The sequence below is a fragment of the Armatimonas rosea genome (genome assembly GCF_014202505.1).
In the GTDB taxonomy this organism is placed as follows: Bacteria; Armatimonadota; Armatimonadia; order Armatimonadales; family Armatimonadaceae; genus Armatimonas; species Armatimonas rosea.
In genome coordinates, this window is record NZ_JACHGW010000001.1 from 1,507,574 (window position 1) to 1,520,151 (window position 12,578).

At 60.9% G+C, this 12,578-nt stretch carries 11 protein-coding genes; 5 read left to right on the forward strand and 6 right to left on the reverse strand.

Annotation, left to right across the window (positions count from 1 at the left end; all coding sequences use genetic code 11):
- Window positions 1-17 precede the first annotated feature (17 nt).
- Window positions 18-899, forward strand: a complete 882-nt coding sequence (locus HNQ39_RS06985) for a ParB/RepB/Spo0J family partition protein (protein WP_184193225.1) — start codon at window positions 18-20, stop codon at window positions 897-899.
- 202 nt (window positions 900-1,101) lie between these two features.
- Here the strand turns inward: HNQ39_RS06985 and HNQ39_RS06990 are convergent, their stop codons facing one another.
- Window positions 1,102-1,731 (reverse strand): hypothetical protein, encoded by a 630-nt coding sequence (locus HNQ39_RS06990; protein ID WP_184193226.1) that lies wholly within the window; start codon window positions 1,729-1,731, stop codon window positions 1,102-1,104.
- Between the two features lie 40 nt (window positions 1,732-1,771).
- On the opposite strand from HNQ39_RS06990, the gene lipB reads away from it, so the two are divergent.
- The 4 genes from lipB to HNQ39_RS07010 all read left to right on the forward strand — a co-directional run bounded on the left by lipB (window position 1,772) and on the right by HNQ39_RS07010 (window position 5,878).
- Complete coding sequence (lipB, locus tag HNQ39_RS06995; protein WP_184193227.1) at window positions 1,772-2,419, forward strand: lipoyl(octanoyl) transferase LipB; 648 nt, start codon at window positions 1,772-1,774, stop codon at window positions 2,417-2,419.
- 147 nt (window positions 2,420-2,566) lie between these two features.
- Window positions 2,567-3,664 (forward strand): outer membrane beta-barrel protein, encoded by a 1,098-nt coding sequence (locus HNQ39_RS07000; protein ID WP_184193228.1) that lies wholly within the window; start codon window positions 2,567-2,569, stop codon window positions 3,662-3,664.
- Between the two features lie 147 nt (window positions 3,665-3,811).
- Window positions 3,812-4,150, forward strand: coding sequence for a P-II family nitrogen regulator (locus HNQ39_RS07005; protein WP_184193531.1), 339 nt, complete (start codon window positions 3,812-3,814; stop codon window positions 4,148-4,150).
- Window positions 4,151-4,330: 180 nt separating this feature from the next.
- The gene (locus tag HNQ39_RS07010) at window positions 4,331-5,878 is read left to right on the forward strand and encodes an ammonium transporter (protein ID WP_184193229.1); all 1,548 of its coding nucleotides are present in this window, start codon (window positions 4,331-4,333) and stop codon (window positions 5,876-5,878) included.
- A gap of 60 nt (window positions 5,879-5,938) precedes the next feature.
- Here the strand turns inward: HNQ39_RS07010 and HNQ39_RS07015 are convergent, their stop codons facing one another.
- From HNQ39_RS07015 to HNQ39_RS07035, 5 genes are all read right to left on the reverse strand, one after another.
- Window positions 5,939-6,562: a hypothetical protein gene (locus tag HNQ39_RS07015; protein WP_184193230.1), complete on the reverse strand. Its 624-nt coding sequence runs from the start codon at window positions 6,560-6,562 to the stop codon at window positions 5,939-5,941.
- Between the two features lie 33 nt (window positions 6,563-6,595).
- A complete protein-coding gene (locus HNQ39_RS07020; RefSeq protein ID WP_184193231.1) occupies window positions 6,596-9,232 on the reverse strand; it encodes a bifunctional diguanylate cyclase/phosphodiesterase in 2,637 nt (878 codons plus the stop codon).
- Between the two features lie 103 nt (window positions 9,233-9,335).
- Complete coding sequence (locus tag HNQ39_RS07025) at window positions 9,336-10,091, reverse strand: glycosyltransferase family 2 protein (RefSeq protein WP_184193232.1); 756 nt, start codon at window positions 10,089-10,091, stop codon at window positions 9,336-9,338.
- A gap of 48 nt (window positions 10,092-10,139) precedes the next feature.
- Complete coding sequence (locus tag HNQ39_RS07030; protein ID WP_184193233.1) at window positions 10,140-11,918, reverse strand: LolA family protein; 1,779 nt, start codon at window positions 11,916-11,918, stop codon at window positions 10,140-10,142.
- A 7-nt stretch (window positions 11,919-11,925) separates the two neighbouring features.
- Complete coding sequence (locus tag HNQ39_RS07035; protein ID WP_184193234.1) at window positions 11,926-12,498, reverse strand: RNA polymerase sigma factor; 573 nt, start codon at window positions 12,496-12,498, stop codon at window positions 11,926-11,928.
- Window positions 12,499-12,578: the final 80 nt, after the last annotated feature.

Genomic DNA, 12,578 nt, shown 5'->3' on the forward strand with positions numbered 1-12,578 from the left:
TGCCGGAGAGAAGACACGTGGAACTGAAGTTTGTTTCGATTGAGAAGATTATTGAAGACCCCGACCAGCCTCGAAAGGTGCTGGACGAGGCAGCGCTGGCGGGGCTCGCCGACTCGATCCGCCAGCATGGGCTCCTGAACCCGATCACCGTGGTGGCGCTGGAGGGAGTCGATGCCTACCGGATTGTCACGGGAGAGCGCCGCTGGCGGGCATCGCGGCAGGCGGGGCTCACGGAGCTAGCGTGTATCGTGCGGAGCCTCGCCGATGAGACCCCCGAGAAGATGGCCGAGCAGCTGGTGGAGAACCTCCAGCGCGAGGACTTGACGCCGCTGGACAAGGCCAAGGCCCTGACCCAGCTCAAAGACACCCTGGGGGCGACCCATAAAGAGCTCGGGCAGCGCCTGGGAATCTCCGAGCGGACCGTGGGCTACCTGCTGGACCTTCTGGAGCTCCCTGAGGCCATCTCCGAGCAGATCGTCGCCTCGCCCAACCGCCCCGCCGACGGCAACCTCACCGAGAAGCACGGGCGGTTCCTGCGCCAGCTCAACGACCAGCCGGATTTGCAGGCCCACTTGGTCGAGAAGATCAAGGGCGAGAAGCTCTCCGCCGACGATACCGGTAAGCTGACCAAGGCGATCCGGGAGAGCCCCGCTCTCGCCGATGAGATCCTGGCCGCGCCGGTTCTGGAGCTCCCGAGCCTGCTGGGCAAGCGCGATGAGACCACGTTTAGCGCGGGGCGCGGCATGGCCAAGATTGTGGAGAAGATTCCCGCGATGCTGGAAGAACTCAAGCTGGAGCGTGCCTCGGCGGCGGACCTGCCCTTTATCGAGGAGAAGCTCACCGCAGCGCGCAAGGCCATCGACGAAAAACTCGCCGAGGTCAAGGCGGCCCAGCGCTAGTTGCCGCCGGTTGATGTATGTTGCGTAATTAATCCGTCAGTTTCGAAGGTGAGTTGACTGCCCTCTTTTTGTCGAGGAATTCTGAGGGCGGCTGCCTGTCAGAAATGCCTCTGAACGCACTCACGGATTAAATTCGCAACATACATAAACCGGCGTCTGCAATGGCCTTCGGCCGCAAAGCCCGTGCCGGGCTGGGTGTGGGCTAGTGCGATTCCGTGTTTGTTCTGGCCGTCCGTGCCCTGTCCAGCAGGGCGGCCAGCTCGCCGTAGGTGAATCCTGCCCAAATACCCTCTTTAGGAATCTCTACAGGGGGTAGCTTTGTCTCGGTCAGTTTCTCAAATACCTCACGAACCACGGCACTAAATAAAGTTCGGGTAGGGGTTGTGCTGGGATGGCTTTGGCAGATTCCCAACAGTTGCTGAAGCACTAGCAAGCAAGCAAGCTTCTGATCTTTCCCTGGTTGCCGTATCAATCTTACCCAGAGCTGTAGTGCTGAGTTTTCCTCGTGGCACTCCCAGAGTGCGCGCGATAGGTATGTTTGGGCATTGAGCTGACCGATTGGCTCGTCGTTCTGCCAGTTCGGATGTTGGAAGTAGCGCTCAATCCGCTCTTTTGCAACCTGCCAGTCCCCCTGCTTGGCGGCCAGATCATAGCCCAGGGAGGCGAGCCGCTCCACATCGGCGATGGCGGTTTCGGCAAGTACATCCCCTTCAGCATGTTGCTGCCAGAGCGCAGCCCAAGCCTGTTGGGATTTGGGGGAGTACTTGTCTTCCCCAAAGACAATCTTTTCCCAGGCCAGATAGATCGGCGATGGCCTTTTTCGTCGCGGCATTTTCTTGCTCCGACGAGTACACTACCCCAAGAGGCTAGTTTTGGAGATAATCAATTTACTTTCCGAGGGCTTAATCGGCTACCACGAGGGCTGGGAGCGGCAGCGGGCGCGGGTGGCGATGCGGATCGCCGACGAGGTACCAGATGGGCTTCTCTTGGTGGAGCACGCCTCCGTGGTCACCTACGGCAAGACCGCCAAACCGGAGTTCCGTCTGCTGAGTGAGGCAGAGTACGCCGCGCGGGGGATCGAGCTGGTGGCGACCGACCGCGGCGGGGACGTCACCTACCACGGGCCGGGGCAGCTCACGGGCTATCCGATTGTCCATCTGGGGGAGGGGAGGCGTGATCTCCACAAGTATGTCTGGACTCTCGAGGAGGCGATCATTCGCGCGGCAGCGGACTTTGGGGTGGCTGTTGGGCGGGTGGACTTTCACGCGGGGGTCTGGACGGAAGATGGCACGGGGTACCTGGCGGCGATTGGGGTTCGGGTGCAGCGCTGGGTGACCCACCATGGCTTTGGGCTCAATGTGGACAGCCGTGTTCAGGCGGGATTTGAGACCATTGTGCCTTGTGGGCAGGCCGGTAAGCGGGTGGTGAGCCTGAGCGAGCTGGCAGGGACGGAGCTCTCGCTTGAGGAAGTTGGGGAAGCGGTTTCACGGTATTTGTGCCAGTACCTAAAGTTCGTTTGACAAAACGCCTAAAATTCATGTACCCTTATGCGGGTTTTCGAACTCTAACAGGGTGGTCCGCAATGGCGCTGGTACGCCGACCCTTAGGAGGGGGCGTACTGTGGCACTGAGGGAACCATTCAGACAATTATGGAGGCTTCGTTTCTCATGCGAACTCGTTTGCAGTTTGCGCTCGCCGCTTTTGGCGTCGCAGCACTTGCACCCTCGGCTCTTGCAGCAGATGGTGTGACAGTAGGTGGGCAGTTGGAGGCGAACTACACGTACAACTTCAACAAGCCTAACACACGCAACAACACGTATCTTTTTAACAGCACCGACGGCCAGTTTACGGTCAACCTGGGTGAGCTCAGCATCTCGCGTGCTGCGGCCGATGACAAGGCGGGCTTTGTCCTTCGCCTGATTACCGGGCGTGTCCAGGAGGCGTTTAACGCCGCCTACGGTACGGACAATATCCTAGAGGCCTACGGTACCACCAAGCGCAACATCGGCAGCAAGGCCATGACGCTGGACTACGGCCAGTTCCTCTCCCATGTGGGCTACGAGACCCCGGACATGGGGAGCAATAACTTCTTCTCCAAGTCCTTCCAGTACCAGTACCTCCAGCCCTTCGTCAATGCGGGGCTTCGCGCGACGGTTCCGATGGGCGAGACCACCTCGCTGACCGGGGTTATTGCCAATCGCTTTGACGGTGTCAAGGCCGGTGCGAGCCGCGACCTGGCGGCCGGGTTCCAGATCAAGCGCTCTGGTAAGTCCTCCAGCCTCTCGCTCAACACCATGTTCGCTCGTGAGAACCTGGGTACGGCGGCCACTCCGATCAACCGGGCAACCAACGTGGCCAACTTGGTCTATACCAACACCCTGAGCGAGAGCACCTCGATCGTGGTGGACGCGACCCTGCGCTCGGGCAAGGATGCGGCAAACCGCACCTACAACGCCACGGGCATCACGGGCTACCTGACCAAGACCATGAGCAACGCCAACGTCCTTGGGATCCGTGCGGAGTACCTGACGCAGAACAATGCCACCTCCGGCATCCTGCCTAGCTACGTCACCGACCCAACCCGTAAGCCGACCATGACCTCGATCACGGCGTCCTACGAGCTCAAGGGAGCGTTCCCGGGGGCACGGACGGTTCTTGAGTTCCGTGCGGACAACGCGGGAGCGGCGTTCTTCCCTGGGGAGAAGGCAGGAACCATCAAGAAGGACCAGACCAGCGTCACCTTCGCACAGGTCTTCAAGCTATAGTCTCTGTGGTGGAAACACGACAGAAACAATTTCGACCGTAGAATACACATGAAGTAGCGGTCGGGTCTGTGCAGACTCTGCGTCAGCCCCGGCCGCTCTGTCATTTGTAAACCCAAAGAGTAACAGGAGCTACCGATCGTGGCAGGACTGGTAAGAATCGAAGCAGTAATTCGGCCTCAGCGGCTGGATGAAGTCAAAGCCGCTCTAGATGATTTCGGCGTGACCGGAATGACCGTCACCGAGGTGCGCGGTGCGGGCAAGCAGAAGGGCTACACACAGCACTACCGTGGTGCAGAGTACACCGTCAACCTGATCCAGAAGCTGAAACTGGAGATCGTGGTGGCGGAGGCCGACGTGGATCGCATTGTCGAGGCCATCGCGACCGCAGCACGAACGGGTGAGATCGGCGATGGGAAGATCTTCCTCTCACCGGTACTGGATGCCATCCGAATTCGTACAGGAGAGCGTGGCGGCGAGGCCGTCTGATCCCTCACGTCTCCTGCTGAACAAACAGCCGCGCAGATCCTGCGCGGCTGTTTGTGTTTTGAGCCCTAAAGTTTTAGAAACACTATTGAAACATTGTTTTCTTAAAATGACCGTGTATTTACTTACCCGATAGCCGCTGGACCTTGGGTCCTACTCCCTGCGGCAGTAAAGGATAGCTCTATGCGGTTAATCCCTCCAATCAAGAGACTGGCAGTCCTCCTGGGCGCATGTCTTGCACTGCTTCCCCTCGGGGCTGTGGTGCATGCCCAAGAAGCGACACCCGCGCCTGCTCCGGCAGCAGCGACCGTTACTGGTGATCCCAATGGAATTACCAACCCGGACTTTATCACCAAGTACGATGGGAGCATGAAGGACGACAAAGGGAAGGTTCTCAATGAGAAAGCCCCTGATCTTTCTGCGGGAGATACTGCTTGGGTGCTGGGAGCCTCCGCCCTCGTGCTCTTTATGACACCGGGTCTTGCTCTCTTCTACGCAGGGATGGCACGGGCGAAGAACGTCCTCAATGTCCTGATGCAGAGCTTTATCGCCATGGCGATCGTCACCGTGGTCTGGGTGGTGGTGGGCTACTCGCTGGCCTTTGCACCCGGAAGTGGAGCGACCGCAGGATTCCTCGGTGGCCCGGACTTCGTCATGCTCAAGGGAGTCGGACAGACAACCTTCACCTGGAACGGGACCGCGATGACGATCCCGCACCAGGTCTTCATGGCGTTCCAGATGATGTTTGCGGTGATCACCCCAGCCCTCATCTCTGGCGCGATTGTCGAGCGCATGAAGTTCTCCGCCTACTGCGTCTTTATCGCGGTCTGGAGCCTGCTGGTCTACGCCCCGATGGCCCACATGGTCTGGGGAGCGGGCGGTATGCTCTTTAAGATGGGGGCACTGGACTTCGCCGGAGGAACCGTCATCCACATGACCTCCGGGTTCTCCGCTCTTGTTCTGGTATTCCTGCTGGGCAAACGCCGGCTCTCGTCGCACGAGGACACCCGTCCCCACAACCTGCCCATGACCCTGATCGGCACCGGTATCCTCTGGTTTGGCTGGTTTGGCTTCAACGCGGGCTCCGCGGGCGCTGCCAATGGCCTTGCGGGAAGCGCCTTCATGGTGACCCATATCGCCGCCGCCACCGCCGGGCTTGTCTGGGTTCTGCTGGAGTGGGTGCACGTCAAGCAGCCCACCGCCTTGGGCTTTGCCTCGGGGGCGGTTGCGGGCCTGGTTGCGATCACCCCCGCCTCGGGCTTTGTCTCTCCGACATCGGCGCTCATTATCGGCGCGGTTGTCCCCTTTATCTCCTATGGCATGATCCAGCTCAAGAACAAGCTGAAGGCCTACGACGATACCCTGGATGTCTTTGCGGTTCATGGAATGGGCGGTGTGTGGGGAGCGGTCGCGACCGGTATCTTCGCCGATAAGGCCGTCAACTCCCTGGTGCCCGACGACCGTGGGGCGCTGATGAAGGCTCAGTTTGCGAGTATTGGCATGGCGATCCTGCTCGGTGTCGTGGGGACGGTGGTGATTACCCTGATCCTGAAGGCCATCTTCAAGGGGATCGCGGTTAGCGCCAACGAAGAGGAAGCGGGCCTGGACCTCACCCAGCACGGGGAGACGGGCTATGTCCACGGGAACGGCGGCGCGGAAGTGACCTTCTCCGGTGGCCATGGCGCACCGACCATGGCTTCTTCTCTGCACCCCGCAGAGTCGACCCACTAGACAACAAAAAATCGGGGCCGGGAGCTACTGAGCTCCTGGCCCCGATTTTTTTATGCCCGCTTAGTTTGCCGACTTGCTGGCGGCAGCCTTGATCAGCTCCAGCAAGGTGATCGAGCGGTCGAAGAGGAGCACGCGCTCGATGTAGGCGGAGATGGCCAGGTCCTGAACCACCGACTTGGGAGCCTTGCTGGGCTCTTTGCCGTACTCCTTGGGAACGCGCTTGCCCCCAAAGAACTTCTCACTCTGCTGCTCAATCTCGTCTTTTTGGGTCGGAGTGAGGATCTCACGGAGCGACTCCAGAACCTCGGCGACTGTCTTACGGGTGGTCTCAAGGCGCCGGGAGGCCGCGAGGCGCTGGGTCTCCCCGATACGCTTCTCAATCGTCTCGGGGAAGGTGCCCTCGGCAATCGCCTGCGCACGAGCCTTGGCCACCTCACCGGTAAGTCCCACCAGTGCTTCGTCGTCCTGCCGGTTGAGCTCGACCGCGCGCTCGCGTGCCTTCTTCAGGATCGGGAGGAGCTTCTCGATCTGCGGCGCGGTGAGCTTGAGCGGTGTCAGCGACTGGAGCAGGCTCAGATCCGCGATATGCTCTTGGACGGCAAGGGCTTTCTTGGCGGTATCGGTTGGCACCGCAGGGGCCTGCTGAGGAGCCAGCAGGCAGAGGGCAAAAAACAGTGCATTCATGCCGCATTGTAGCATGACTGGGAGAATACTAGCCTACGCTGCCCGTCTGTGGCTCGCTTGCTGCTGGAAGAGCTGCTCCATCTGAAGCACGGTGAGCGGGCGCGCAAAGAGGTAGCCTTGTGCCTGCTGGCAGTTCAAGTCGCGCAGCGCGGCGGCCTGCTCCGCGGTCTCAACTCCCTCACTGGTCACCTTCAACGAGAGGGCGCGGGCCAGGTGGATAATGGCCTCGACAATCGCAGCATTCTCTTTATGCTCGATCATGTGGGAGATAAACGAGCGGTCGATCTTCAAGGTATCCAAGGGGAGGTTACTCAGGTAGGCCATCGACGAGTACCCGGTTCCAAAGTCATCGACCGCGATCTGCACGCCGAGGGCCTTCAGGCGCTGGAGGATGCTGGCTGCGCCGTGGGGGTCCTGCATCATCACACCCTCCGTGATCTCCAGGGTGAGGTGCTTGGCACTCAGCTGGCTCTCCGAGAGGATCATCTGGACGGCTTTATCGAGGTCGGTGCGCTGGAACTGGCGGGTGGAGATATTGACACTGACGCTCAAGGGGGTGGCGAGCTGCTGGTTCCAGATGCCCATCTGCTTGCTGGCGGTACGCAGGACCCAGTAGTCGAGGCTGATAGAGAGTCCTGCCTCCTCGGCGATATTGACAAAGCGTGTCGGCGCGATCGGCCCAAGGCGGGGGTGGTGCCAGCGTGCCAGGGCCTCGACTCCCACCAGCCGGCCATCCACCAGCGAGACAATGGGCTGATAGCAGAGCGTGAGCTCGTCGTTGCTGAGGGCATGGCGCAGGTCGGACTCCAGGGCGAGGCGCTCTTGGATATGCTGGTTCATGCTCTCGTCAAAGGTCGTGTGGCGCCCCTTGCCCTCTTCTTTGGAGCGGTACATGGCGATATCGGCCTTGCGGAGCATCTCACCCACCGACGAGTTGGGAGTGCTGTAGACCACACCGATACTGGCACGTCCAAAGACCTCCTGGCCCTCTAGCTGGAAGCTCTCCTCCATCTCCACACGGATGCGCTCGGCGAGCTGCTCGACGACCTGAGGAGTGGAGAAGTGCTCCACAAGGATCGTGAACTCATCGCCTCCAAGGCGGGCGAGCAGGCGATGAGGCCCGAGAACCCCTGTAATGCGCTTGGTGATCTGCTTGAGTAGGATATCGCCCGCTTCGTGGCCCAGGGTATCGTTGACCAGCTTAAAGTTATCTAGATCCAGGAACAACACGGCGACTTGGCGACCATCGCGGCGGCCACGGGCGAGGGCTTGCTCCAGGCGGTCCTGAAAGAGCCGGCGGTTGGGCAGGCCAGTGAGGGCATCGTGCTGTGCTTGGTGGAGCAGGCGGTCTTCGAAGCGCACTCGGTCTGTGACATCCAGGGCAACTCCAATAACGCCTAGGATATTTTGTTCCGAATCGCGCAGGGGGCTACACTGGACATCGAAGTACCGCGGCCCAATGGGCATGGTCCAGGCGCGCTCCTCTCCCGAGAGGACATCGAGCAGGCGGCGTCCGTGCTCCGATTCCTCGCGGAAGTGGAAGCGCCGAAAGACCGAGCGCCCGACAACCTTGCTGGACTTAATACCGATACTCTGCATCCCGCGCCCTTCAAAGAAGGTCACGTTGGCTTTCTCATCGAGGGCGAAGACCACCACCGGGAGGTTGGCAAGGACAGCCTGTAGCCGTGCCTGCATCTCCGACATGGAGCTCATGGCACTGTGGAGCTCGACAGTGCGCTCTCCCACTCGCCGCTCCAGGAGGTCACGGTCTTGCTGGATGATCTGCCGCTGCCAGAAGAACTCCCGCACCATCCCCGCCAGCTCATAGACCTCCTGGGTATCGGGCTGAAAGCTCTCAATGGGGGAGCTGGTATCGGCACGAAGACAGCTGGTTAAGAGCTTCAGCGGCGCACTGACCCAGTGGTAGAGGGCGATAGTGAGGACTAAGATGAGCGCGGAGCTGAAGCCAAAGAGCCAGAGAGGGGTTGCCCGGAGTGCCTCTTGCTGCATCGTGAGCAGAGGCATGGGAAACTTCAAGTGGAGATGCGCGACAATCTCATCGTCGCTACGAAGCGGGATCTCGAGGTTGGCCTTGCCCTTGTCTAGACCGGGGAGGGGTGGGTGCTCTGTGGGAGAGAGGCTCACCTCTGCACCCGTGAGCTTCGCAAACTGCTGGCAGGTCGCCTCATTCCAGAGGCGCCCGACGAGAAGAAACCCTCCAATCGGGCTGGCACGGATCACATCGTCGGTGGGGTGGATTGTTGCCCCCCGCAGCTCGAGGACACCCTCAGGGGTCTCGACAAAGAAGTGCGCGAGGCGGGTCATGCTGAGCCGGGCACGGAGCTGTGTGGGGGTCAGGGGAGACGTTGCGGTCTGGCTGTACTTGACACGCTGGTAGATAACCTGTCCTTGGTCATCAAAGGCCCAGACCGCATCCAGGTCCGTTTTTTCAAAGGCCGTCCCCAGCAGGCTATCCCCCATGGTCGCGGTGGGGTGTTTGAGGTAAGTGACCAGCTCGGTCTGGAGGCTCTCCTTCTCGCTAAAGTTTTTGAGCGAGTTGTCCATGAGCTGGAGGAGCCCCTGAGCGCGGTGACGCTCCTCAGACTTTAGGATCTGTGTGGCGCGTTCAAGATCGTGCTGTTGTTGTGCCTGCCAGGAATAGAGACCCAAAAAGCAACAAAGAAAACAGATTCCTAGTAGTAACGCAACTTTAGTTTGTAACGAACGCATCCTCTTCTTGATTTTCGGAAGGACACGCCCGGCTCTTTAAACTTTATTCGAAGAACCGGTATTTTAGCAGGGTTAACATTGCTTGAAGGAAGTCTGTGGGGCGGATCTTCTTTCCCTGGGCGAGGGTGCGTGCCCGGTACGCAATCGGGAGCTCGTGGATCTTGATGCCACGCTTGAGGACCTTGGCGGTGACCTCGGGGCAGAAGTCAAAGCGCTGGGAGTGGAGCGTAAACTGCCGCAGGACATCCATCCGAAACATCTTGTAGCAGGTCGCCTCATCGGTGAGACGGGCACGGGGAAAGAGGAGATTGGCGGTGGTGGTCAGCAGGAAGTTGGCGAGGCGGTTGGCGGGCTGCATGTTCTCGACCTTCCCTGCGAAGCGCGAGCCATAGACCACTTGCGCCTCGCCGGAGAGCAGGGGAGCCAGCAGGCGTGGGTAGTCTTCTGGGTTGTACTCCAGGTCGGCGTCCTGGACCACGAGGTAGTCTCCCGCCGCCGCCCCGATCGCCGTGACAATCGCCGCGCCCTTGCCTCGGTTTTGAGGGTGGTAAAGGACGCGGACATTGTCCCAGACCCCCTCGACCTCATTTTTCAGGAGCTCACGGGTGCCATCGGTGCTACCGTCATCGACCAGAAGAATCTCCATCGGCACCGGGACAGCGCGGATGCGCTCCAGGATCTGCAGGAGCGTGTTCTTCTCGTTGTAGACCGGAATCGCGACCGAGAGCAAGTACGTCGGAGCGCTCACAGGGCGTGAGCGCTCCGTCGGAAGAGTGGGAGCCAGGGCATCGGTGACCATTGTACCTAGGATACCGCTCCCCGGCTCATTTTGTTCCCAAGGGCTAGCCTAGTCCAGCTTCGGTCTCAGGTCATTGGGATGCTCTTGGTGCCAGGTAACACGGCCTGGGAACGAGGGGCGGGCGAGAGCGAGTGCCTTCTCCCGCGCCTCAACGGCCTTGGCTTCGTCCCCGATTGCGTACCAGGCGGTGCAGACCTGCTCCCAGAAGAAGTAGTCCCCCTCATACTGCTTGGGGAAGTGGCGGCTCTGATCGGCGTGGGCGGTCAGGGCTTGTTGCAGCGCTTTCTCCGCCTCGGCGCGCCGTCCCAGGAGCCCAAGAACCTGGGTTTTCTTGAGCAAGAAGTTATGGTCTGGTGTGCGGGTCGCTGCCTCTTCGGCCTGAATGGCTTCTAGCGCCTCGGGCAGGGTGGCTCGGTGGCGCATGAGCTCGGTGGAGCGTGCACTCTCGAAGCGCTGGCGCAGCTCCTTACCCTCGAAGTCGGCGCTGAGGGGCATCTTGACCAGGATGGGCCAGTAGTCCGGGACAAAGTCGCTCTGTGGGGTAGGCGTGAGGGTGACGCTGGCCTGGCGGTAGTCCGGGAGGAGGGTCTCCTGTGCCAGCATCACCCGCCGCCCCTCGCGCTCCAGGGCAGGCCCGTGCAGGTTGGTGGGAGCGGCGGCAAAGCGTAGCGTGACACTCTTGGAGGCAGTGGGCCGGGCGGCAGTGGGAATGAACCACGTGCCCTGGAGTACCTCACCACTGCGAAGAACGGGCTGCGCTCCCAGGTTCTTGAGGCTCCACTCTTTGGTGAGGAGCTGGCGGTTGTAGATGTCCTGGCACTTGTAGCCCCCCCCGACAAGCTGAACCTGCCAGTCTCGGGGGAGCTCGGCGGTTCCCCAGGCCCCCGACGGCTTCCAGGCGTAGTCCTTAAAGGTCTTCCCGGCGGTGTAGAGAACAAAGACAGCACCCTGTGGGTTGACCCGGATATCGCGCACCTGGATCGTGCGCTCCCCGAGCTTCACCTCCGCGATCGTGTGCTCCAGCTTCTCTTGCCAGAGTACCTTCTCTTTCTCCAGGTCGAGGACACGTGCTCCGGGGAACTCGCCGGAGAAGAGTGTGGGGCTCTCGGGCTGGTTGTACTCTAGCTCGATCCGATTGAAAGGCTCCCAGTCTCCGTCGCGCTGGACAAACCCTTCGTAGCGCTTGGGGAGCTGCGTGGCCGGATCGACCACCAAGACGACCCGCATCGTGCCTTCCCAGCTCTTCATGGTCACCTGGAAGCGCTGGAAGGTCTTGCCGTTCTCTGTGGTATCGCTGAGAGTCTCTAGGCTACCCGTCCAGCCGCTACGCTTGAGGTCGTGGATCAGGGAGGTGATGGTGAACCCGCTTCGGCTGAGCGAGTTGTTGAGAGGCTTCGCCGGCTGGACGATCACCTTGTTGCTCTCGCGGAGCCACTGGTAGTGCTTGCCATCGCGAATCACTACAGTCGAGCTTGGGGTCTCGGTGCGGGAGACCTCTCCCACTTTCCACCAGCGCTCGGTGTTGCTGCCTTGCTCCCAGGCCACTTCATGGAACGTGCGGACACCGTCGAGAGCGTGCTCGATCCGGCCAAGGACCGCAGCGGCGGCGAACTTGGGCTGGAGAAAGAGGCCCGCTCCCACGGCGGCGACTGCCCCGCCGTAGCTAAGGATCAAGCGGCGCTTGCGCTGGCTCTGTGCCCGCAGGCCAGCCTTGTCGTCGTGCTGGGCGGCGAGGCGCTTGACCCGCAGGCGGAGATCGTCGGAGACGCGCTGGGCGGGGTAGGACTCGGTGAGGGCGTTGGGGGTGGTCTTCGTGTTTTCGTTCATGGTCGTATTACTCCGCCTCAAGGAAAAGAAAGTAGGCAGCGCCACGGGTGAGCAAGGTGGCTCGGGCACGCTGCAAGAGAGAGTTGATGGCTGCGGGGGACTTTCCCAGCACGGTGGCGATCTGGGCGATACTCAGGCCCTCGAGGTGCTGGAGCAGGAGCACCTCTTTTTGCTCGGGCTTGAGGCCATCGACCAGGCTCCAGACCGCCTGTCGTCGCTCGGCCGCCAGGAGCTTCTCCGCGGGGTCGGCCCCCTCCTCGGCCCAGTCGCCGTCTTCAATGTCCAGAGAGCTCAGAGCGGGCTGGCGCTTTTGCTTGCGGGCTCGGTCGATCAGCTTGCGCCGTGCGATTCCCAGGAGCCAGGGAAAGGGATCGGTGTGGGGACGGAGGGTGTGCAGCGACGAAAACGCTGCTGCGAAGGTCTCCGCCGTGATGTCCTCGGCCTCGGCGCGGATCGGGAGCCGCCGGGAGATATAGCCAAAGACATCCTCAAGGTAGCGCTCGTGCAGGGCATCCGCGGTCCACGGCTGTGTGCGGCTCGTGGAAAGCGTCTCTGCGGGGGGCTTGCGCCAAAGTGTCATCGTAATCATCGTAACCTGCTGCGTGTGGGATTGGGGACGTCCTCACTCACAAATTACGCCGATGACGTGGAAAACTATCG